22 protein-coding genes are annotated in these 22357 nt (G+C 41.6%); 18 read left to right on the top strand and 4 right to left on the bottom strand.

The annotated features are described in order from the left end of the window. Positions 1-144 precede the first annotated feature (144 nt). From ACRYKC_RS03615 to ACRYKC_RS03605, 3 genes are all read left to right on the top strand, one after another. Complete coding sequence (locus tag ACRYKC_RS03615) at positions 145-1533, top strand: MFS transporter (protein WP_433805307.1); 1389 nt, start codon at positions 145-147, stop codon at positions 1531-1533. Between the two features lie 261 nt (positions 1534-1794). Further along, entirely contained in the window at positions 1795-2121 is a 327-nt protein-coding gene (locus tag ACRYKC_RS03610; RefSeq protein ID WP_085030217.1) for a four-helix bundle copper-binding protein, read from the top strand. A 137-nt stretch (positions 2122-2258) separates the two neighbouring features. Then, complete coding sequence (locus tag ACRYKC_RS03605) at positions 2259-4349, top strand: heavy metal translocating P-type ATPase (RefSeq protein ID WP_433805306.1); 2091 nt, start codon at positions 2259-2261, stop codon at positions 4347-4349. 42 nt (positions 4350-4391) lie between these two features. Here the strand turns inward: ACRYKC_RS03605 and ACRYKC_RS03600 are convergent, their stop codons facing one another. Further along, positions 4392-4955, bottom strand: coding sequence for a hypothetical protein (locus ACRYKC_RS03600; protein WP_433805305.1), 564 nt, complete (start codon positions 4953-4955; stop codon positions 4392-4394). A 97-nt stretch (positions 4956-5052) separates the two neighbouring features. On the opposite strand from ACRYKC_RS03600, the gene ACRYKC_RS03595 reads away from it, so the two are divergent. The 3 genes from ACRYKC_RS03595 to ACRYKC_RS03585 are packed head-to-tail and all read left to right on the top strand — an operon-like array spanning position 5053 to position 6778. Next, entirely contained in the window at positions 5053-5940 is an 888-nt protein-coding gene (locus ACRYKC_RS03595) for a DUF6597 domain-containing transcriptional factor (protein WP_433805304.1), read from the top strand. A 41-nt stretch (positions 5941-5981) separates the two neighbouring features. Then, entirely contained in the window at positions 5982-6413 is a 432-nt protein-coding gene (locus tag ACRYKC_RS03590) for a VOC family protein (protein WP_433805303.1), read from the top strand. A gap of 17 nt (positions 6414-6430) precedes the next feature. Next, positions 6431-6778, top strand: coding sequence for a VOC family protein (locus ACRYKC_RS03585; protein WP_433805302.1), 348 nt, complete (start codon positions 6431-6433; stop codon positions 6776-6778). Positions 6779-6861: 83 nt separating this feature from the next. Here the strand turns inward: ACRYKC_RS03585 and ACRYKC_RS03580 are convergent, their stop codons facing one another. Continuing rightward, a complete protein-coding gene (locus ACRYKC_RS03580) occupies positions 6862-8049 on the bottom strand; it encodes an acyl-CoA dehydrogenase family protein (protein WP_433805301.1) in 1188 nt (395 codons plus the stop codon). Between the two features lie 11 nt (positions 8050-8060). After that, positions 8061-9248: a CaiB/BaiF CoA transferase family protein gene (locus ACRYKC_RS03575; protein ID WP_433805706.1), complete on the bottom strand. Its 1188-nt coding sequence runs from the start codon at positions 9246-9248 to the stop codon at positions 8061-8063. Positions 9249-9545: 297 nt separating this feature from the next. Between ACRYKC_RS03575 and ACRYKC_RS03570 the strand changes: the two genes are divergently transcribed. From ACRYKC_RS03570 to ACRYKC_RS03520, 11 genes are all read left to right on the top strand, one after another. After that, on the top strand, positions 9546-10724 hold the full coding sequence (locus ACRYKC_RS03570; protein WP_433805300.1) for an LL-diaminopimelate aminotransferase: 1179 nt from the start codon (positions 9546-9548) through the stop codon (positions 10722-10724). Beyond that, positions 10721-12355 (top strand): thiamine pyrophosphate-dependent enzyme, encoded by a 1635-nt coding sequence (locus tag ACRYKC_RS03565; protein WP_433805299.1) that lies wholly within the window; start codon positions 10721-10723, stop codon positions 12353-12355. The genes ACRYKC_RS03570 and ACRYKC_RS03565 overlap by 4 nt, the downstream gene beginning before the upstream one ends. A gap of 22 nt (positions 12356-12377) precedes the next feature. After that, complete coding sequence (locus ACRYKC_RS03560) at positions 12378-13880, top strand: aldehyde dehydrogenase family protein (protein WP_433805297.1); 1503 nt, start codon at positions 12378-12380, stop codon at positions 13878-13880. Positions 13881-13907: 27 nt separating this feature from the next. Then, the gene (locus ACRYKC_RS03555) at positions 13908-15071 is read left to right on the top strand and encodes a saccharopine dehydrogenase family protein (protein WP_433805296.1); all 1164 of its coding nucleotides are present in this window, start codon (positions 13908-13910) and stop codon (positions 15069-15071) included. Between the two features lie 361 nt (positions 15072-15432). Beyond that, positions 15433-15777: a VOC family protein gene (locus tag ACRYKC_RS03550; RefSeq protein WP_433805295.1), complete on the top strand. Its 345-nt coding sequence runs from the start codon at positions 15433-15435 to the stop codon at positions 15775-15777. A gap of 130 nt (positions 15778-15907) precedes the next feature. Further along, entirely contained in the window at positions 15908-16618 is a 711-nt protein-coding gene (locus ACRYKC_RS03545) for a DUF421 domain-containing protein (protein ID WP_433805294.1), read from the top strand. Between the two features lie 319 nt (positions 16619-16937). Then, complete coding sequence (locus ACRYKC_RS03540; RefSeq protein WP_433805293.1) at positions 16938-17198, top strand: hypothetical protein; 261 nt, start codon at positions 16938-16940, stop codon at positions 17196-17198. Positions 17199-17276: 78 nt separating this feature from the next. Beyond that, a complete protein-coding gene (locus ACRYKC_RS03535; RefSeq protein WP_433805292.1) occupies positions 17277-17636 on the top strand; it encodes a DUF488 domain-containing protein in 360 nt (119 codons plus the stop codon). Between the two features lie 92 nt (positions 17637-17728). Further along, positions 17729-18949, top strand: a complete 1221-nt coding sequence (gene hmpA, locus ACRYKC_RS03530; RefSeq protein ID WP_433805291.1) for an NO-inducible flavohemoprotein — start codon at positions 17729-17731, stop codon at positions 18947-18949. Positions 18950-18962: 13 nt separating this feature from the next. After that, on the top strand, positions 18963-19289 hold the full coding sequence (locus ACRYKC_RS03525; RefSeq protein ID WP_433805290.1) for a cupin domain-containing protein: 327 nt from the start codon (positions 18963-18965) through the stop codon (positions 19287-19289). Between the two features lie 183 nt (positions 19290-19472). Then, entirely contained in the window at positions 19473-19595 is a 123-nt protein-coding gene (locus ACRYKC_RS03520) for a hypothetical protein (RefSeq protein ID WP_433805289.1), read from the top strand. A 594-nt stretch (positions 19596-20189) separates the two neighbouring features. Here ACRYKC_RS03520 and ACRYKC_RS03515 read toward each other — a convergent pair. Beyond that, positions 20190-21527 carry a sugar porter family MFS transporter gene (locus tag ACRYKC_RS03515; protein ID WP_433805288.1) on the bottom strand — a complete coding sequence of 446 codons (1338 nt, stop codon included), beginning with the start codon at positions 21525-21527 and terminating at the stop codon, positions 20190-20192. A 201-nt stretch (positions 21528-21728) separates the two neighbouring features. Between ACRYKC_RS03515 and ACRYKC_RS03510 the strand changes: the two genes are divergently transcribed. Then, positions 21729-22304 (top strand): TetR/AcrR family transcriptional regulator, encoded by a 576-nt coding sequence (locus ACRYKC_RS03510; RefSeq protein WP_433805287.1) that lies wholly within the window; start codon positions 21729-21731, stop codon positions 22302-22304. The last annotated feature ends 53 nt before the right edge of the window (positions 22305-22357 follow it).

Here is a 22357-nt window from a genome sequence, read left to right as displayed (position 1 = left end):
TCACTATAGTTTAGTGCCAGAATCCTGAATCTGAATGTTAAGAAATTATAAAATATCTTAATATGGACACTTTATCTTTGCAATTCTCCTTCATGTTGTGTAGGATTCATTTCGGGTAACGAAATAAAAAGGAGGGGAATTCCTATGGATCAGCAAAACGAACCGCACATACCAAATCCAACGAGACTTCTGGTGTCTTTATGTGCGGTCCTTATGCTTTCTGTCATGAACGGAACAATGTTCAATATCGCTGTTCCGGATATTGCTAAGACTTATCAATTGATGCCCTCGGAAGTAAGCTGGGTAATGACGGGTTATATCATGGTTTACGCTGTCGGAGCATTGACGTATGGTAAATTGGCTGACTATTATCCATTCCGTACACTGATCACGTTTGGATTAACAATTTTTGCGATAGGATCATTATTTGGTTTCTTCGCACAGAACTATGGAATGGTGTTAGTGGCAAGAGTCATTCAAGCCGTTGGGGGAGCAATGATCCCTGCACTAGTCTTTTTAGCACCGATTCGTTATTTTCCAAAGACCCGAGGAAAGGTCTTAGGCATTGTCTCATCTGTAATGGCGTTCGCTTCTGGTATTGGTCCGATAGCAGGAGGGTTTATAGCCGGATTCCTCGACTGGCGTTATTTGTTTTTAACCTCTGCAATGATCATTATAACTTTGCCTTTTTTAAGGAGAAATCTGCCTCAAGAAGAAGTAAAGAAGGGATACATTGATTATATAGGGGCTGTTTTCATTGCTGGTTTCATCTCCACACTCCTGTTAGGAATTACCCTTGGCATCACGTGGATTTTTGCTTTAACCGTCCTTTTCTTTGCATTAAATATTTGGAGAATGAGGTCGATTGCAGAGCCGTTTATCCCTCCGCACTTGTTTAAAAATGTGAAATACCGCTCGACGATAATCACAAGCTTTCTAAGCATCACTTGTTTATTCGGGATGATGTTCATGCTGCCGATCATGTTCAGAGATAGCTATCAACTGGGAACGATGGCTATTGGCCTTGTCTTGTTCCCTGGTGCGTTAAGTGCTGCTCTTATGGGGCAAAAAGGCGGAAGTCTTGTCGACTCAAAAGGCAACACTTTCGTTCTATATTTGGCGATGGCCCTGTTAGCGGCTGGATTTTTCCTTCTTTCCATAATCGTAGGAGCAAACCAGATTGTTGTCAGTGCGACCATTATTGTTGCTTATATGAGTTTTCCGCTTGTTCAGGCGTCTTCTGCTGATATACTTGCCAACCTGTTAGAAAAGAATGAAACAGGTGTAGGCATGGGAGTTTTCAATTTGCTTAATTTTGTTTCAGGAGCCTTAAGTGGAGCGGTAATTGGAAAAACCCTGGACCTATTTAACCCATCTCACCCATTCAACTGGCTGGGTTTTAATGGAGATACTTCTGTCTACAGCAATATCTTCTTAGGGTTTTCGATAATCATCTTGTTATCAATGTCGCAATTCTATTTGTTTTATAATAAAAATGAAATTTCATACAAAAGACCTGTTTCACAGCAATAATAAAGGAAGTAAAAAACCTCTCTATGTTATCAGGAGAGGTTCTTTTTTTGTAAATTAACCTTTATAAATTCAGTTTCTGTCCCTAATCACTTAGACTTTGGCCAATCGAATATCCATGTCAATCGAAATAGGAATACATTCCTGTATTTGGCTAGTTAACAAAATTTGCGGATCGTAAATTTTGGAATATATGTTTAATGATACCGGTATAGGGTAATCGTCTCTGTGAACCATATCTTATAAGGAGGCGTTTAATTAGTTATGTCACACGAAAATTATCAGTCTGCCATCAAAGCTTTGCATGAGTGCATGGAGGCGTGTAACCATTGTTACGATGCCTGTCTGCAAGAGGATGACATTAAAATGATGGCGCAATGTATCCGTTTAGACCGCGAATGTGCGGATATTTGTGGTTACCTTGAACAAGCATTAGTAAGGGGCACTCCGTTTGCTGCTGAACTCGCTAATGTATGTGCGAAAATTTGTGAGGATTGCGGCAATGAGTGTAAGAAGCATGATCACGATCACTGCCAGAAATGTGCGGAGGCTTGCTTCCAGTGTGCAGATGCTTGTAAGAGTATAGCTTAATCCATACTGACATAAAATAACCACGGATTTGAATTTTCGAATCCGTGGTTATTTTTATAATCTTTTATGTTTTATTTATACCCCTACATGGTAATAGTATTACAAAAATGGAATCATGCGTACAGGAGGAGTCAGTTATGTCACAAGAACACAACCATAATCATCGAACACATGAGCATGATAATCATGGAAGTCATGAGCAGCAGGATGACCACAATTATCATGAGGAACATGAACATCATGACGATCATGACCATGGCGATCATGGAGGCCATGATCATCACGACCATGGGAGTATGATTGAAGACTTTAAACGACGTTTTTATATTTCTTTAATTGTTACCATTCCAATCCTGCTATTATCCCCAATGATTCAGGAATTTATCGGGCTTGAGTTCTCATTCCCTTATGATCAATACGTACTGTTTGGATTAGCCACTTTCGTCTTTTTCTACGGTGGCTGGCCATTCTTGACTGGGTCTGTGGATGAACTGAAAAATAAAGAACCTGGTATGATGACCTTGATCGGTCTCGCTATCGTAGTGGCATACGGGTACAGTTCCCTGGTTGTATTCGGCTGGTCAGGTCGGAACTTTTTCTGGGAGCTGGCGACTTTAATCGATATCATGCTTCTCGGACACTGGATTGAAATGAAATCAGTCATGGGGGCATCCAATGCTCTTCAGGAACTTGTTAAACTGATGCCGAACGAAGCTCACCGCTTGAACGAAAATGGAGAAACGGAAGATGTTCCGCTTCAAGAATTGCAATCCGATGATCTTGTCTTAGTGAAACCTGGGGAAAAAATACCGGTAGACGGTACGATTTATGAAGGAAAATCCGCCATTGATGAGTCAATGTTAACAGGGGAATCCATGCCGGTAGAGAAGAACGAAGAAGATGAAGTCATCGGAGGGTCCATCAACAAAGAAGGAAGCTTGAAGATCCGCGTTAAGAAAACCGGTGATGATACGTACTTGTCTCAAGTGATTACGCTTGTAAAAGAAGCTCAGAGTTCTAAATCTCGGGCTCAAGATTTTGCAAATCGAGCAGCCAAGTGGTTGTTTTATTTAGCACTCACAGCAGGGATAACCACATTTATTATTTGGACATCCCTGGGGTTTGCCTTTGATACAGCCGTTGAGCGAATGGTTACGGTCATGGTCATTACCTGCCCGCACGCATTAGGCCTTGCCGCTCCATTAGTGGTAGCCGTCTCTACGTCACTTTCCGCTAAGCAAGGATTGTTAATTAGAAACCGTACTCAATTTGAGAATGCACGCAACATCGATGCGGTTATTTTTGATAAAACAGGTACGTTAACCAAAGGTGAGTTCGGCGTTACCGATGTCGTACCTGAAGAAAATCAGGAAGAAAAACAACTCCTATACTGGGCGGGAAGTGTGGAGCAAAATTCTGAACACCCGCTAGCACAAGGTATATTAGAAAAAGCCCGTGACCAAAAGATCAATCTGGGCGAAGTGAAAGACTTTGAATCCATGACTGGGAAAGGGTTACAAGGAAAAGTAGACGGTCAGGAAGTGAAGGTCGTTAGTCCTGGCTACATTAAAGAGCAAGGATATTCTTATGATACCGATGCATTCAACAAGCTCTCTGAAGAAGGAAAAACGGTTGTATTCGTTCTCGTTGATCAAAACTATGTCGGAATGATTGCAATGGCAGACATGGTTCGGGACTCCGCTAAAGAAACCGTAGCTGAATTGAAAAAACATAATATTCAGTCCATCATGCTTACAGGCGACAACAAGAAAGTGGCAGATTGGGTAGCTGATCAGATCGGCATTGATGAAGTGTATGCTGAAGTACTACCCGATCATAAAGCTGATCAAGTGAAAAAGGTACAAGAAGAAGGTCGTAAAGTTGCCATGACAGGTGACGGAGTCAATGATGCTCCCGCGTTAGCTACAGCAGATGTAGGAGTCGCGATCGGAAGCGGAACCGATGTAGCTGTGGAAACAGCGGACATTGTCCTTGTTAAAAGTAATCCAAAAGATATCCTGTCTATCATCAAGCTATCTAAGAATACGTATAAGAAAATGGTTCAAAATTTATGGTGGGCAGCCGGATACAATATTTTCGCGATTCCATTGGCTGCAGGCGTGCTTGCACCCATTGGTATTGTATTGAGTCCAGCAGTAGGAGCAATTCTCATGAGCTTCAGTACTATTGTAGTAGCCATAAACGCAAAATTATTGAAAGCAGCATAACTATAGTGAAAAAAGGCAGAGAGATGATTTCTCTGCCTTTTTTTATGAAATATCCTGGTTCTTATGGTGGTCAACTGGGTGATGGTTTGGTGAATGATCCAGTACACTGCCAGCAATAAGGTAGCCAGATGAGATCAATAAGATAAACAAAGGTTTTAGAAACCATTTTTTTGAAGGTATTCGTGTGGAGTGGTTTGTAAGCACAGGATAGATTAGAAGGCTACAGAACGATAAAGTTAAGAAGAGCTGTATAAAGATAATAGCTTGTTGAGGAAGTATCATTACACTCAGCATGGCCCCCATTAAACTACTCATCAAGCCTGAGGTTACTCCCTCTAAACATGAAATCATTCCAAGTTTATATCCACATATACCCCCAATAATAACCCCTGCAAAAAGACTTATGAGGGAGGAGAGAAATAACTGGTTTGGAAAGATCGTAGCGATAAATAGTCCAGCAACAAACCCAAGGTTCGTTCCTTGTGCCATAGCTAAGACCATCTTTTGACCGTGATTAAGGGTATGTTGAAACCTTATTGCTAATATGACGGAAGCTGATGCAACTAAAACAACGGTGAGTATAACAAACAGATGGAAATCACTCATTTGAATTCACTCCTTGTCTTTCTTTCATTAAAACTATATGTTTACTCTTCTGAAGTAGAATGGAAATAAAACGCAAAAGGAAAAAACGGATGGTTTGTTGAATGAAGTAAAAAGAATAATTACAGCTAAGGAGGGGTTGGTCATCGATCTATTTGGATCCTACGCCCCAAAAATCATGACAAGTCCTTACACACACTATCATGAATACCAGCCACATCCGACGTTGCAGCCCTATGTATGCTGCTATTGGAGTTCTGCTCCGAGAAGTTTAATCGAGAAGAAGGGGTATACGTCTACGGTTATTCCAGATGGATGTACGGATATTATTATTGAATACCATGATAACTGCGAAGACTTAAGTTTTCGGTATTGTGGTATTTTTGAAGATCACTTTACGTTTAAAGAAGATACATCTTCTACCAAAAAGTCTTTCGGGATCCGGTTTTATCCTGGAGCTGCTTCTCTTTTCGTTCCACAAAAGGCGAAAGAAACAGCTCAGGCGATTACAGAATTAAGTAATGTGGCTCCGCTATTGAACACCGTACTCCATAAAGCTTTCCAAAAATCGCGATCTGTTTCAGAACTTATTAAAGTTTGTGATGATATGCTGCGAAAGATATTGAAGGATGCTTGCCTCAGAAAAAAAGAGGACGATCAGCTACACAATATTCTTTTCCAGATTATTTCAAGTAGAGGGATGCTCTCAGTAAATCAAATCAGTGAAAAAGAAGTGATTGGAAGACGGCGTATGCAGCGTCTGTTCGATCAAGCTATCGGTATGAGTCCTAAAAAATTCAGTCAGGTCATCCGGTTCCAATCGGCATTAAGTTTATGGATTGACCAGTCTCCATCAAAGAAGTTGAACCTTCCTGACGATCTTGATTTTTATGATCAATCCCACTTTGTAAAAGACATAAAAAAACGAGTTGGTACCACTCCTTCCTTTTTGAGGGTGTCCGATTTTTACAATACACAGAATCAATAGATAATTATACTAATAGTAGATTAAGAATAAGGGGTGGGAAAATGATACCACAAAGAGTTTCATTAATTACATTAGGAGCAGAAGATTTACCTAAGCTGCGATCCTTTTATAAAAAGTTAGGCTGGGAAGAAGCTGACATTAGCTCCGATCACTATGCCGTATTTAAAACAGCAGGAGTAATGCTGACCCTATTTCCATTTAAAGAATTGGAAAAGGATGCAGGTATCCAATTAACACGCTCCACAGGTGAATATCACCCGATTACTCTCGCAATTAACGTGAATTCGAAGGAAGAGGTAGACGAAGTCATTGAACAGGTGAGAGAACTCGGAGCTGAAATTTTAAGAGAGCCGAGTGACGCATTTTGGGGAGGGCGCACTTCCTATTTTGCAGACCCTGAGAACAATTTATGGGAAGTTGCCTGGAATCCAGATTCGACCTTTGATGAGCGTGGTGCGATGTTAACCTTTTAAGAGAGAGGGAGGATAGAGTGAAAACCAGCTTAAGGCATGTAAGAGCTAATGTGAAAGATATAAACAAGGCTGTCCAATGGTATGAAGACACCTTAGGGTTTGTAGTGGAAGTAGAGTGGCCGCCAGACAATCCGAATTATGTACATTTTGAATATGAAGACGGTGCGATGTTTGGCTTGTTGGAACACGAACAAATTCCTTCAAGGGGAAGATTTAACTTTTATGTTGACGACGTAGAGGACGTTTGGAGCAGAGTGAAAGATAAGGTGGAGGTAATAGAAGCACTTTTTAATACGGAATATGGCAGCCGAAAGTTCACTATCTTGGATCTGGATGGGAATGAACTGAGTTTCGTACAAGATTAATTAGTACGCACAAACTTGAATAGATTGCACCAAAATTCACAGAAAAGCGCCATTCAATTATGAATGACGCTTTTTTTATATAATCAACCCTTCCAAGGAGGAAGCATCTTATTCAGTGTTTTATCTTTACGATAACCGAGCACATATTCCGCTTGCATAATCGTGTGAATCTCCCGTGTTCCTTCATAGATAACAGGTGCCTTTGAATTCCTTAAATAACGTTCAACCGGATATTCATTCGAATACCCATAAGCCCCGTGAATTTGTACAGCATCATCAGCGGCTTGATTGGCAAAATCGCACGCCTGCCATTTCGCTAGCGACGTCTCCCTCGTGTTTCGTTTTCCTTCATTCTTCAGCTCCCCCGCACGATAAACGAGTAAACGGCTCATCTGCAGGCCTGCTTCCATCTTTGCAACCATCTGCTGAACAAGTTGGTGCCTGCCGATTTCTTTTCCAAACGTTTTTCGTTCATGACAGTAGGCAACGCTCGCTTCCAGGCAGGCCATAATCTGTCCACACGCGCCCGCTGCAACGGTGAAGCGACCATTGTCTAACGAAGCCATGGCAATTTTAAATCCGTCACCTTCTTTACCGAGTAGGTTTTCTTTAGGTATTTTAACGCCGTCAAAAAATAGTTCTCCCGTATTCCCTGCCCGAATGCCAAGCTTCCCTTTCGTTGCTTTAGAAGAGAATCCGGTCATCGTCCTTTCAACGATAAACGCTGAGATTCCGTGATGTTTTTTGTTTTTATTCGTATAAGCGAAGACGAGAAAATGATCCGCCGTGTCACAAAGAGAGATCCAAGTTTTTTGTCCATTGAGGATATAATAGTCTCCTTCAAGCCTTGCCGTAGATTGCAGGGCAGCTACATCAGATCCTGCTCCCGGTTCGGTTAGTCCAAATGCGCCGACTTTTTCTCCTTTTGCCTGTGGAACTAAATATTTTTGCTTTTGATCTTCAGTTCCCCACTGCAAGAGGGACATACTGTTCAATCCCGTATGGACGGATACCGCTGTTCGAAAAGCCGTATCCCCTCGTTCTAACTCTTCACAAACGATCGCCAAAGCGTTGTAATCCATTCCGCTGCCGCCATATTCTGTCGGAATACATACACCCATAAGACCCAGGTCGGCCAGTTTTTTAAAAATACTGGTTTCAAAATGCCCTTTTGCATCCCACTCTCCGATATAAGGCATAATCTCTTTATCTACGAAATCTCTTACTGTCTTTCTCAGCATGACTTGTTCATCACTAAATTCAAAATTCATAATAACCCTCCTCAGATCGTCTTTGAATCTCTCAGTTTTTCAATATGGGATCGTGTGTACCCTAACGCCTGCAAAACTTCTTCTGTATGTTCACCTGGTTCAGGAGGATGGTGCTTCACTCGAGCCGGTGTACGTGAAAGTTTCAAAGGACTGCCAATCATTTTGACGCGTCCTGCTTTCGGATGGTCTGCAGATACGAACATTTCACGGGCTTTTAAATGATCATCGTTTTCTACATCTTTCAACGTCTGGATCGGTCCGAACGGAATATTAGCCTCTTGGCATTTTTCCTGCCAGAACGCTGTAGATTCCTTAGAAAAAGCGCTTTGCAATACTTTTGTCAGTCCTTCTCTGTTTTCGACCCGCTCAGGATTGGTCCGGAACCGAGTATCAAATATCAAGTGGCTCTGGTTGATGACCTGGCAGAGCGCAGCAAATTGATGGTCATTTCCTACAGCAATGACCATTTCGCCATCGCTGGACCGAAAAGTCTGGTAAGGGACGATATTTGCGTGGTGATTCCCTAATCGTTCTGGTACTTGTCCTGTCATTAGAAAGTTGCTGCCAATATTAATAAGCGAACTTACAGCCGAGTCATATAAGGAAAGGTCAATTTTCTGTCCTTTTCCCGATTGTCCCTTTTCTAATAAAGCCGCCTGAACACCAATACATGCATACAAACCTGTCAAGATGTCCGTTATGGCCACCCCTAATTTTTGTGGGCCCGAGTCAGCATCTCCTGTAATGCTCATCAGCCCGCTCATTGCCTGGATAATAAAATCATAGCCGGGCAGATGTTTGTATGGGCCCGTCTCACCAAAACCGGTAATGGAACAGTACACAAGTCCAGGGTTTATCTCACTTAACGTGTCGTAACCAAGTCCAAGCCGTTCCATTGTTCCGGTTTTGAAGTTGTGTAGGACAACGTCACTTTGCTTCACCAATTTTTTTATAATCTCTTTCCCATCTTCACTTTTCAAATTGATGGTCAAACTCTTCTTATTCCGATTCGCACATAAATAATAAGCGCTGACCCCCTCCTGAAACGGCGGCCCCCATTTTCTTGTATCATCACTTCCACCCGGAGCCTCCACTTTAATGACTTCAGCACCTAAGTCACCCATAATCATCGAACAATAAGGACCTGCGAGCACTCTAGTCAAATCGAGTACCCTGATTCCTTCTAAAGCAGCCATCACATTGTTCACATCCTTTCTGTATAGGAAAAAGCCAGCAGAACCCATACGACGTATGAATCCAGCTGGCTTGGGATCTACTAGATTGATTGGAGTAGAGGCATAGGGTCTGTCCTCATAGTTTTTAAGTTACATTACATTTTATAGAGAATGGATAGAATTTATGATTATGAAATGATCAATCATAAACCCATTTTTTCTTAATAGGATGTAACAGTAGGCAATCCATGTGAAAGAGCTAAAGCTCTCAAACTGAATAGAGCCTCCTAAATAATCCTCTTGATTCGGGGGTCAAAAAAGATGATCTATGGTTCAGAACGTGTAAAAAGTTTACCTCCTTATCTGTTTTCTATCTTTCATCAAAAAAAGAAAAAGTTAGAAGAGCAAGGCATCGATGTCATCGATTTGGGAATTGGTGCGCCGGATTTGCCGACACCGTCTTTTATTATCGATCGTTTAATATCAGAAGCCAAAAACAGTAAAAATCATAAATATTCTCCTTATGGAGGTTGTCAAGAATTCAGAGAAGCGGTTGCTTCGTTTTATCAAAAAAATTATCAGGTGGAACTGGATCCTGATACTGAAGTTTTGACATTAATCGGTTCAAAAGAAGGGATTGCCCATCTGATTCAAGCACTGATTAATCCTGGAGATGGGGTATTGCTGCCTGATCCTGGCTATCCTGTTTATCAATCAGCTGTTCATTTGGCTCACGGTAAAAGTCTTCATTTTCCTTTGGATGAAACAAGAGGATATGTGCCCGGATTTGAACAAATCTCTGATACTGACAGGAAACATGCCAAGCTAATGCTATTAAACTATCCGAATAACCCTACAGGGGCAACTGTTGAGCCGGAGACGTTTACGGAAGCGGTGGAATTTGCGAGGAATAACCAGATTTGCATCGCTCATGATGCGGCTTATGATTTAGTCACATTCCGTGGCTATGAATCTCCGAGTCTCCTACAAGTTCCTGAAGCTCGAGATATAGGAGTAGAGTTTGGATCGTTATCCAAGAGTTTTAATATGACGGGATGGCGAATCGGTTATGTGGTTGGGAATAAAGACTTAATTCGTGCTTTATCAATTGTGAAGAGCAACACGGATACGAGTCAGTTTCTTGCGATACAGAAGGCTGGTGTTGCAGCTTTAAATAGCGACTTTTCATCGGTTAGTGATAATTGTGAGATCTATGAAAAACGAATGGCAGCCGTACTGCCTCCATTACAAGAAATTGGGCTGGAAGCGGAAAAAACAAGAGGAACGTTTTTTCTATGGGCGAAAGTTCCAGATGGATATACATCGCAAAGCTTTTCTGAATTTGTGCTCGATCAAGCGGGTGTCATCGTAACACCTGGGACAGCCTTCGGACAGAGAGGAGAAGGGTACATCCGGATATCCTTATCTGTGCCAACTGAAAGATTAAGTGAAGCGGTTGAACGTATGAAAAATATTCGGAAAGGAGGGACTGTAGAGTGAGGTTACTTACTAGTGCTCAAGCCATTGTTGAATGTCTTAGACTGGAAGGAATTTCAAAAGTGTTCTGCGTACCCGGAGAAAGTTATCTTCCGGTTATGGATGCGATTCGCGATGCACCAGAGATTGAACTCATTTCAGCTCGCCATGAAGGCGGTGCCTCCTTTATGGCGGAAGGATTTGCGAAGGCAAGTGGAAAGCCTGGCGTAGTGATGGCGACTAGAGGTGTAGGGGCATCCAACCTGACAATCGGCGTTCATACTGCTTATCAGGATTCCACCCCTTTAGTTGTTTTGTTAGGACAAGTCCATAGCAGCTTCAGCGGCAGGGAAGGTTTTCAGGAAGTTGATCTGGAAGCGTTCTTTCGTCCGATTGCAAAATGGGTAGCCGAAATTCGTGAACCGCCAAGAGTCCCTGAGCTGATGCAGCGCGCATTGCGAATTGCACAGACCGGGCGGCCAGGGCCAGTTGTTTTGGCTTTACCTGAAGATGTGTTAAAGAAAGATGCTGAAATGACTTTTGGCCCGAAAGTTGTTCGGCCGAAGCCAAGGCCTTCGATTTCTGAGGTTTTGCAAGTTGAAGGGTTGCTTATGGAATCAGAAAAGCCTTTAGTCATCGCTGGGGGCGGTGTAAAAAGTGCAGGGGCGGAATCGTCATTGCAGCGCTTTGTGGAAAAATACAGCTTGCCTGTGATGGCGGCATTTCGGAGGCATGATGTATTTCCGAATAATCACCCTCACTACGTCGGTCATTTAGGATTAGGAATGCGCACTGACTTACTGCAGACGGTCAAGGAAGCGGATACGATTCTAGCCGTTGGTACAAGGCTTTCCGAAGTAACGACTCAGGATTACTCCATTATTTCTAAAGAGCAAACGCTCATTCATATAGATATTGATAGTGAAATATTAGGAAAAGTTTATGCCCCGGACCTTGGCATTGTGGCAGATACTAAAGAAGCGCTACAAGCTCTTCAAACAATGAAACTATGGCCGAAATGGCAAAAGTGGCTGGAAAAAAGGAGACAAGTTTATAAAGGCACATTGACTGAAAATGGAACCGTCAACCAACAATTGATTTCCATTATGCAAAAATGTCTGCCTGAAGGGACAATGATCACGAATGATGCAGGTAATTTTGCTGGATGGCTGCATGCGTTTTATCAGTTTAATGAACGCAACACATATATTGGGCCAACCTCAGGGGCGATGGGATATGGGATGCCAGCAGCTCTTGGAGCTAAGCTTGCTCAACCGAATCGCACAGTCGTTTCGTTATCTGGTGATGGCGGGTTCATGATGACGATGCAGGAATTTGAAACAGCCATCAGATATGAAATTCCAATTATAAGTATCGTGTTCAACAATCGTATGTATGGAACAATTCGGATGCATCAAGAAATGCATTATCCGTATAAAACAATTGGCACGGACTTAGGTGATGTTCCTTTTTCTACAATGGCTGAGAGCCTAGGAGGCAAAGGTTATTTTGTTAAACGGCCGTCAGAATTTGAACAGGCGCTTGAAGAAGCGTTGGAGATAGATAAACCTGTACTCATTGAAGTAGAAATGGATCGAGAGCAGATTTCAGTTGCTTCGACGATCCAGCAGGTAAGAGCACGTTATAACAAATAGCTGATCAAGGAGGACATGGATAATGAATCAAAAGCTAATGAAACAAGAAAAACTTCTTAATTATATTAATGGGGAATGGGTAGAACCTTCTACAGAAAAGTTTACAGCGGTAAAGAACCCTGCCAATAAAGAAACGCTCGTTCAAGTTCCATTATCCAATAAGGAAGACGTGGAGTCTGCTACAGAGTCCGCTAAAAAAGCTCAAAAAAATTGGGCCCTCGTACCAGCGCCTCAACGGGCGGAAGTGCTTTACCGAGTAGGTCTGATTATGAAGGATAGAAAAGAGCACCTTTCGCAACTGTTGACGATGGAGAACGGAAAGGTTATCGAAGAAGCTCGCGGAGAAGTCCAAGAGGGCATTGACATGGCTTTTTATATGGCTGGGGAAGGGCGGCGACTATTTGGACAGACCACTCCTTCTGAGCTGAAAGATAAATTTGCTATGAGTGTAAGAGCCCCAGTGGGGGTCGTCGGGATTATTACGCCATGGAACTTCCCAATTGCCATTGCAACATGGAAATCATTCCCGGCCATCGTAGCGGGAAATGCGGTCGTTTGGAAACCGGCTACGGAAACACCAATTATGGCATTTGAACTCGCGAAAATTTTTGAAGAAGCAGGACTTCCTAACGGGGTCGTCAATGTTGTATTTGGATCTGGGTCAAGTGTTGGGGAAGCAATGATCGAGCAAGATGATATACGTGTCATTTCATTCACTGGTTCCAATAACGTTGGGCGTAACATTGCGTCTAAATGCGGGCAGAAATTGAAAAAGGTCTCCTTAGAAATGGGTGGAAAGAATGCAGTCATCGTGATGGATGATGCCGATCTATCCCTGGCCGTAGAAGGAATTCTGTGGAGTGCTTTTGGGACAAGCGGTCAGCGCTGTACAGCGTGTAGCCGAGTGATGGTACATGAGAGTTTGAAGAATCAGTTAGAAGAGCGCTTACTGAATGAGATGGCCAAGCTTTCCATTGGTAATGGACTAGATGAAACGATCAAAGTAGGGCCTATTATCAATCAAGGCGGACTAGATAAGATTAAAAGCTATATCCAAATCGGAAGAAATGAAGGCGCAAAGCTATTAGCAGGCGGTTACGTTATGGAGAATGGAGCCTTTGCCAAAGGTCATTATTTTGCTCCAACACTATTTACTGATGTATCTCCTGATATGCGGATTGCTAAGGAAGAAATCTTCGGTCCGGTCGTTTCTCTGATTCCTATTAAAAGTTTGGAAGAAGCTATTGAAATTAATAACAGCGTGGAGTATGGATTATCCAGTTCAATATTCACTCGTGATGTCAATAAAGTGTTTCAGGCACAACGTGATTTAGATACAGGGATTGTTTACGTGAACGCAGGGACGACAGGTGCAGAAATTCACCTGCCATTCGGAGGTACAAAAGGAACAGGGAACGGACATCGGGATTCCGGATTAGCAGCGCTGGATGTGTTTACTGAATGGAAATCCGTATATGTCGATTTCAGCGGGAAACTTCAGCGTGCGCAAATTGATGTGGAGTAGAGGCATATGTAATCCAAGGGAGAGGAAGTGCAGACGATGAAAGTAGCTGTTCTAGGGTCTGGATTGATGGGAAAAGAAGCGGCAAGAGATTTAGTCCAAAGCCGAGGAGTAGAGAAGGTCGGCCTCGCAGATATCGACCTGAAAAGAGCACAAGCGGTCTGTCAGTCACTGAATTCACCTAAGATTCAAGCCTATCAGGTAGACGCGGGCGACACGCAGGCATTGGCTGCGTTTATTCAGAGTTATGATGTTGTCATCAATGCTTTATTTTACTCATTTAATGAAATTGTTGCTAAAACAGCGATTTCAGTTGGAGTGCATTCTGTTGATCTTGGTGGACACATTGGTCATATTACGGACAAAGTGCTAGAGCACGATAAAGCTGCTAAAGCAGCCGGGGTGACTGTGATTCCTGACCTTGGGGTAGCCCCTGGGATGATTAATATACTTTCTGGATACGGTGCTAGTAAGCTTGATCATCTAGACTCTATCCGGTTATTTGTCGGAGGAATTCCAGTTAAGCCAGAGCCTCCGATTGAATACAATCACGTCTTTTCTATGGAAGGCTTATTGGATCACTATACAGATCCATCCACTATTATTAGAAACGGAAAGTTACAAGAAGTGACATCCCTGACAGAACTTGAACCGCTCTACTTTGAACGGTTCGGGCCGCTAGAGGCTTTTCATACCTCTGGAGGAACCTCTACCTTGCTGAAGTCCTATCCGGATATCGACACTTTAGAGTATAAGACCATTCGCTATCCAGGTCATGCAGAAAAAATGAAGCTTTTAGTCGATCTTAAATTGACGGGCAGCGACAATGAAGTAGAAGTGAATGGAACGAAAGTGAAGACGCGTGAAGTTTTATTGAAAACGATTGATCCAATCGTGGATCTAAAGGATAAAGACGATGTCGTTCTTCTGCGTGTGGAAGTTGGAGGAAATCAGTACGGTAAAGAGACTACCTATCAATATGAGATGATCACATATAAAGACCGAGAGAATCAAGTTACCGCCATGGCACGTGCGACAGCTAACACCATTTCTGTAGTTGCCCAATTGATTGGTCATCAGACGATTACAAAGCGTGGGGTTTGCCCTCCAGAACGAATCGTGCCAGGAGATATTTATATCGGGGAAATGGCAAAACGTGGAGTAGTAATTTCAGAGACATTCACAAGAAAGTAAATTAATAAAAAAATAAGAGCCAGCAGATCAATATGCCTGCTGGCTCTTATTTTTTTATTAAAGAATATATCCATATTATGATGGGAAAATTGAATTCGGGATAATTTGTGTCCGTTTTTATAAATAAGTTGGGTATGGCTGGGAAACAACTCGCTTTCCTGCGGGGAACTGGCAAGCCTCCTCAGTCCTTGTGCGAGAATAAAACCTATATATTTCTTATAAATCCCGTTTTTCATTCTATACGCTAAAGATAAAGCTAAATTCTAATTCTAATTTGAACATAATAGAAGGAATTATGAAGTTGGAAGCGAATGGATATAAAGTGTCGATAGTTAGGAAAGTTTATGAGGGGGCTTTTATGATGGGTAGAGTAGTGGGATTTGAACTCAATAGTCAGGAACCAGAAAGAGCAGTAGTGTTTTATTCAGAAGTGTTTGGATGGGAAATTTCTGAACCAAGATGGGGCTACAGACCTGTTTCATTCGGTAAAGAGCAGGATCTAAGCGGTGGGATTAGTAAGGGACCTCAAGATTATCCGCACGGGACAAGGATTCAGATTGAAGTGGATTCGATCGAAGATACCATTGAAAAAGCTAAGAAACAAGGGGCTATGGTGGTAAGAGAACCAATGGATTTTGACGAGTTCTTTCTCGCGTATTTGGTAGACCCGACAGGTAACGGGATTGGACTCATTCAGCAAAAGTGAAAGAAAGGCTTTTAAACCTTTAAAGCTGAGAATGGAGAGGCAGTGGTGAGATTAGTTGCCTTTCTCTTTTTATAATCTCCTTGATAATGGTGCAAACTATACCTGTACCTTTCTTAAGGAGACTATATAAATGGAATTTTTCAGTTCTCAAGAATCGCTAAACACTATAGAGTGGGCGTTAAGAGCCGTGATTGGCTTTGTCTTTTTTCTTATCCTGGCTAAAATTATGGGACAGCGTTCAATTTCACAGTTCGGGATTCTGGATATGGTAATTATTCTGCTAATCGGTAATATTATGGCACACCCACTTTCCGATGAAGGGCTGGGGCTTAAAGGGTCCATGATTACAATGGGCGTGATATTGGTCTTATACTTACTAGGCATTTTATTGAGTTTGAGGTCTAGCAAGGTTAGAAAACTTTTTATACCTACGCCATACCCTTTAATTGAGAACGGGAAAATCCTGTCGAAAAATATGAATAAAGCAAGAATTTCTGTTGATGTCCTTATGTCAGAGTTGCGAAAGAAAAAAACGGAGGATATCGAGAAAGTTGCGCTTGCATTATGGGAGCCAGGTGGGCAAATTTCAATTTTCTTAAAAAGTGAATACCAGCCGATCACTCCTTCGACTTTTGGAACGCCACTTAAGCCTTTTCAGCTTCCAAAGACCGTCATTAAAGAAAGAAAAGTTGATTATGTAAAATTGCACGAAATGGGTAAAGATGAAGTATGGCTTTTAAATAAGCTCTTCGCCAACTATAAGGACGTTAAACTAACTGATATTTTATTAGCTACGATTGATGAAAATGAAAACTTAACTATTTTTTTGTACCATTCGTAAGGCAAGCCTCATTTTGGGCTTGTTTTTCTTTTATTCAGGCCTTATTTCATTCACCATAACTAAATGTTTTCAGAACTGCGACAAAAATATACTTCATTATCTAAAAGTTACTACCCCTACCTTCAGTAAAATATAAAGTATTTAATGGCAAAGAAGTGTTAATAAGAACGATTTTCCCATATAATTTTAGTGAATTCTGAAAATAAACCTATTAATCTAACAGACATTTAAGGCTAGCAGTTGAAAATAAGTGTGAGCTTTTATATTATAATGACAGAAACAGTTTTCAGAGAATTGATTTCCGTAGAGGAGTGAACAAATGCTAAAGGAATCTGACTTTCCAACAGAAGAACTAAAAGACCAATGGATAAAAGTACGGAACAAAAAACTGGAAGAGATGGCACAATATATTCAAAGATACTTCCATCTTACAAAAGTTAGAGAAAACAAGAGCAGCTACGAGGTTCAGGGCTATTTTTTCCAGCCAGGTTTTGGTGAAGTAAGAATGGCGTTTGAATTCAGCTACGAAAATGTTGCTAAATTTACCGATTTATTTGATGAACCTATTGAAGAAAAGTAAAAATGACCGAGAAAGAACCCATTTATGTATTTATAGATGGGTTCTTTTATTTATGTAACGAGAGGGAGGATCAGAAACATGCATATTACAACGAAACGAATCTATGAGGATGCTTCAAAGGATGATGGTGTCCGTATTTTAGTAGATGGAATTTGGCCGAGAGGCGTATCAAAAGATAAAGCACGGCTGCACGAATGGTTAAAGTCAGTTGCTCCTAGCAAGGAGTTGAGGCAATGGTTCAATCATGAGGAAGATAAGTTTGAAAAATTTGAACGTCTCTATACAAAAGAGTTAGAGAATGACCAAAAGAAACGAGAGGGGTTTCAAACGCTCCAAGAGTATGCACAAGACCAAAAGCTTACGCTCCTCTTTGCAGCAAAGGAAACGACATATAACCACGCGAACGTATTGGCAACCTTACTGGAGAAAAAAGGATAAAAGATGTATTTTAAATATTGCTTTTATTGTCGGAATATTCTAGCATGGAATTGTAAGGTGCTTTACCCAATCTAAGAAGAAGGTGGGATTTAATGTTAGATGCGAAAACAGTAGATATCGTTAAACAGTCCGCTCCAATATTAGAAGAGCATAGCCGTGAAATTGGTACTAGGTTTTATGAAAAGTTATTCTCAACAGCTCCAGAATTGTATAACATCTTCAATCAAACCAACCAAAGACTTGGAATCCAACAATCTGCCCTTGCTTATTCTGTCTATAAAGCGGGTGAAAACATTGATCAATTGGAAAATATAGAAGAAATGATTGAAAGAGTTACAGAAAAACATAGAGCCTTGGGTGTGAAGCCAGAACAATATCCGCTTGTTGGTGAGACTCTGCTGGAAGCAGTAAAAGATATTCTTGGTGATTCAATTGATAAACAAACGATGAGTGCGTGGGAAGAAGCCTATCAAGCGATCGCTAATGCGTTTATTGATATCGAAAGTGGATTATATAAAAAAGTGGAGGAGCAGCCAGGAGGATGGAATGGAGTACGTTCGTTTTATGTAGACAAGAAAGTTAAAGAAAGTGATGTCATCACATCCTTTTATTTAAAACCGGAGGATGGGAAAGAGATTATGGTCTATAAGCCAGGACAGTATTTAACTTTTCAAGTGGAAATCGAAGGAGATAATTATACTCATATGAGACATTACAGTCTATCAGATTCCCCTGGAAAGGATTACTATCGGATATCAGTAAAACGTGAAGACGGTCATGAGGAAGTACCCCCGGGCGTCGTTTCGAATTATCTCCATCGAGAGATTAATGAGGGAGACCTTCTGAATATCGCTGCTCCTGCTGGAGATTTTACGATCGTGACAGAAGAGATGCCCATCGTATTAATTAGTGGGGGAGTAGGGCTGACACCAATGATTAGCATGTTAAATACTCTTGTGAAAGACGAGCCGGGAAGAGAAATAACTTTTATTCACGCAGCAGAAAAAGGAAAAGTCCACGCAATGAGTGCTCATGTTAAAGAACTCGCAGCTACATATGAAAATGTGCACTCATACGTTTGTTACTCTAACCCTTCTGATGAAGATCTACTAGAAGACGATTATGATAAAAAAGGGTTCATAGATTTAGAGTGGTTACAAACGATTTTAGGAGATAACAAGAAAGATTTCTATTTTTGCGGACCTATCCCTTTTATGAAAACCATTAACGAAGCATTGAAACAATGGGAAGTACCTGAGGAACATCGTCATTATGAAGTGTTCAGTCCTGTGAGTAAAATTGAAAACGCTTAAAGGAGGAGACATTATGCCTGTTCATCCAATTGGAAAGTTTCAGAAGTTTGATGAAAAACGCATGACCAAACAAATGGTATTTGAAGAAGAAAAGAGTAAAGCGTTCGTTTTAAACTTTATGCCTGGACAGCATCTGCCTTCTCATAGCCATCCATACACACAAGTTTATCTATTAGTGCTTGCTGGAACAGGAAAATGCAAAATTGACGATCATGAATATAAGATTGAAAAAGGAGATACCATTCATTGCAGTAAGGAAGAAATGCTCAGCCTAGAGAACACAGGAACCGAACGGATGAGTGTGTATGTGGTGCTTGCTAGAGAGCCTAAAAATTCATAAGGGGATAAAAAACAGAGCGTCACTTCTTAAGTGGCGCTCTCTGTTCATATTCTTTCTTGAAGTTAAACCTTGTAGTAGATAAAAGGCTAACATTAAAGGAATATCCCTATTCAATATTAGCTTCCTTATCCTGAAGACTAAGGTAATGAGGTGTTTAAGTTACCTAGTAATTTGGAGAGGTGGGTGGGGAAATGGCTCGCTTTCCGCGGGGATGACGGCAAGCCTGCTCGTTCGCTATGCTCTCTGTGGGGTCTTGCCAGTCATTCCATTCCCGAGTTATATCTAGTTCCAGCGCCTAGCGGCTAGTGAGACTTCCCTCGCTTCTGTACGATAAGTCAACATCGATTCGCTAACGCTCAACGTGTTTCCTTTATCTCCTCCAGCTCAGTCCAGTCCATACGCCGCTGTTCGAGGCGCCTCCACCTTTAAATTAGGAGTCTCCCCATTTCCCCTCCCACCTACAATTAAATGATTAAAAGGAAACCCATTATGAGATAGTAGGTTCTTCATTTCAGAAGCACGTTTTTTAGTACTTGTACTATAGGAAGAGGCTTCAAGGAGTATCTTTAACACTCTGTTGTTGAGAGGAATTCATTTAAACACCCTTTGGATACTGAAACTCAATTCTAAAGGGTTCGTTAAACTATTGACAGCAGGGATGGCTGGAAAATGACTAGACTCCCGTGGGAGAAGGACCTAGACGAGACCCCACAGAGAGCGCAGCGAACGAGGAGGCTCGGCAGTTCCTCCACAGGAAAGCGAGTTATTTTCCAGCCATCCCTAACACTATTACATATACAAACCCACGATATCTCGGAATCGAATCTTCCAAAATACTGCTATTATACTGAAGAAATCTGACAGAATAAATCACCCATCTTGGATAACAGATCCTACTTTTTAAGAAGCATGACCTCTCAAATCACGTTCAATCTCTTCCAGGCTCCTGCCTTTCGTTTCCGGTACGTATTTGGCTACGAATAGAAAGGCTAGCACACCTATTGCCGCAAAGATAACGAAGACCCAGGCGGTACCGATGGCTCCAAGCAGAATCGGGAAAAATAATGAGACAATAAGATTGGCTGCAGATAAAAGCAATGTGGTAAAGCCCGTTGCTGCACCTCTAGCTTTTGTTGGAAACAATTCAGGCAGCATGACCCAGACCACCGGTCCCCATGTGGCAGAGAAAAAGATAATGAATAAGCCGAGGAATACAACCGTCAGCCAGGCAACACTAGTTGTTAACTGCATCGTAAATAATATAGTGGCCAATACGGCAAGACTTGTTACCATCCCGACGTTTCCGATTAACAATAGCTTTTTTCGGCCCAGTTTGTCGATCGTTGCAATCGCGACCAGAGTCATGAGAACGTTAAGAATTCCTATTCCAACAGTACCTAAAATGGAGGCAGAGTCTCCAAGTCCGGCTTTTGTAAATATAGTCGGTGCGTAATAGATTACGGCATTGATCCCGATAAACTGCTGGAAAATAGCAATTCCGCTCCCGACAATTAGCATCGGGCGTACCCATTTTGATCTTAATACATCCCAAGTACTTTCTTTTTCAGCTTCGATTTTTTTCATCTGTTCAACTTCGTCGTCGATTTCGCTCTGTTTCCTTGTAAGCCCCATAACTTTTCGTGCTTCTTTTTCACGATTTTGTTTCAGCAGCCATTTCGGACTTTCTGGCATAAACATAACACCTATCATAAGCACAACGGCAGGTACAGCTGCCAGCCCTAACATCCACCGCCATCCCTCGATAGGAGTAAAGGCATAGTTTACAAAATACGCAAGCACAATTCCGATAGTAATCATCAGTTGGTTAAGAGAAGCAAGGGCCCCCCTTGAATCAGTCGGGGCCATTTCAGATAAGTATACAGGGACAATTGCAGTCGATCCGCCAACACCTAATCCTAAGATCACACGGCCTAGAACTAAAATCGATACATTAGGAGCAAAGGCGAGAACTAGAGCACCAATAATATAGATCAGTGCGATAACAAAAACGACACGTCTACGTCCGAACCTGTCCGATACATAGCCGCTCATTCCTGCTCCGACAATTGCACCAACAAGCAAGGAGCTGACAACTAGCCCTTCTAGGAAGTTTGAAAGAGGGATATCTTCATTAATGAATAATAGGGCACCTGAAATTACTCCAGTATCGTATCCATAGAGCAAACCGCCCAGGGCTCCGAAGAAAAAGATCCACCCTTTACTTAGATTTTTCGTCATGCTACGACCACCTTTTACAAACAGATATTTTAGTGATTTCCACTTAATTGGAAAAAGGAAACCTTGTTAAGCAATTTTTTTCAAACTCCTAAATGTTGGGATCATTCACAGATGAGCATATTGTTTGATTGAATTCTTTCCATTCCTGTTTTACACTAAGTTGGAATGAACATTCATTCCGGTGATGAGGGAGGAAAAAACATGCCGACTACAGAAAGCAAGCGAGAGAATATCCTTTACAGTGCTTTGACATTGTTTGCTGAGCGAGGGTTTGACGCTACAACAATTCCGATGATCGCAAATGATGCAAAGGTAGGGGCAGGGACCATTTATCGCTATTTTGAAAATAAAGAAGTACTCGTTAACACACTTTTTCAACATTATGTTCAATTGTTTACAGATACACTGCTTGAAGATTACCCACTCGGTCACAGCATTCGTGATCAATTTCATCATTTATTTGAAGGAATGGTGCGGTTTACTAATGAACATGAACATGCGTTGTATTTCATTAAAACACATAACGCCGCTTACTTTTTAGATGAAACAAGTCGTGAACGCTTTGAAAAATTACTCTCTATTCTTCGAGATTTCTTAGATAAGGGAAAGGAAGAGCATAAAATCCGAGAACTTCCATCTAAAGCCTTAATCGCTATAATTTTCGGGGGTTTTCTGGAATTATACAAATTGATCCGTGCAGGAGAAATTGAAGCGTCAGAAGAATTACTGGCAGGTGTAGAAGCTAGCTGCTGGGATGCGGTCCGTAGTCACGAATGAAGGGACACTGTTCCTTCTCTTTTATTTTGGAATGAATATTCATTCCGGTATGG

The sequence above is a fragment of the Halobacillus sp. A1-3 genome (assembly GCF_050971765.1).
In the GTDB taxonomy this organism is placed as follows: Bacteria; Bacillota; Bacilli; order Bacillales; family Halobacillaceae; genus Halobacillus; species Halobacillus mangrovi_B.
The sequence above is the reverse complement of the archived record's forward strand: the minus strand, read 5'-3'. Positions and strand labels throughout refer to the sequence as shown.

Excerpts from the sequence above, each read along its gene's own strand:
- ACRYKC_RS03615 (WP_433805307.1), top strand. The coding sequence starts at position 145 with ATGGATCAGCAAAACGAACCGCACATACCAAATCCAACGAGACTTCTG.
- ACRYKC_RS03610 (WP_085030217.1), top strand. The coding sequence starts at position 1,795 with ATGTCACACGAAAATTATCAGTCTGCCATCAAAGCTTTGCATGAGTGC.
- ACRYKC_RS03605 (WP_433805306.1), top strand. The coding sequence starts at position 2,259 with ATGTCACAAGAACACAACCATAATCATCGAACACATGAGCATGATAAT.
- ACRYKC_RS03600 (WP_433805305.1), bottom strand. The coding sequence starts at position 4,955 with ATGAGTGATTTCCATCTGTTTGTTATACTCACCGTTGTTTTAGTTGCA.
- ACRYKC_RS03590 (WP_433805303.1), top strand. The coding sequence starts at position 5,982 with ATGATACCACAAAGAGTTTCATTAATTACATTAGGAGCAGAAGATTTA.
- ACRYKC_RS03580 (WP_433805301.1), bottom strand. The coding sequence starts at position 8,049 with ATGAATTTTGAATTTAGTGATGAACAAGTCATGCTGAGAAAGACAGTA.
- ACRYKC_RS03570 (WP_433805300.1), top strand. The coding sequence starts at position 9,546 with ATGATCTATGGTTCAGAACGTGTAAAAAGTTTACCTCCTTATCTGTTT.
- ACRYKC_RS03560 (WP_433805297.1), top strand. The coding sequence starts at position 12,378 with ATGAATCAAAAGCTAATGAAACAAGAAAAACTTCTTAATTATATTAAT.
- ACRYKC_RS03550 (WP_433805295.1), top strand. The coding sequence starts at position 15,433 with ATGGGTAGAGTAGTGGGATTTGAACTCAATAGTCAGGAACCAGAAAGA.
- ACRYKC_RS03545 (WP_433805294.1), top strand. The coding sequence starts at position 15,908 with ATGGAATTTTTCAGTTCTCAAGAATCGCTAAACACTATAGAGTGGGCG.
- ACRYKC_RS03540 (WP_433805293.1), top strand. The coding sequence starts at position 16,938 with ATGCTAAAGGAATCTGACTTTCCAACAGAAGAACTAAAAGACCAATGG.
- ACRYKC_RS03535 (WP_433805292.1), top strand. The coding sequence starts at position 17,277 with ATGCATATTACAACGAAACGAATCTATGAGGATGCTTCAAAGGATGAT.
- hmpA (WP_433805291.1), top strand. The coding sequence starts at position 17,729 with ATGTTAGATGCGAAAACAGTAGATATCGTTAAACAGTCCGCTCCAATA.
- ACRYKC_RS03525 (WP_433805290.1), top strand. The coding sequence starts at position 18,963 with ATGCCTGTTCATCCAATTGGAAAGTTTCAGAAGTTTGATGAAAAACGC.
- ACRYKC_RS03515 (WP_433805288.1), bottom strand. The coding sequence starts at position 21,527 with ATGACGAAAAATCTAAGTAAAGGGTGGATCTTTTTCTTCGGAGCCCTG.
- ACRYKC_RS03510 (WP_433805287.1), top strand. The coding sequence starts at position 21,729 with ATGCCGACTACAGAAAGCAAGCGAGAGAATATCCTTTACAGTGCTTTG.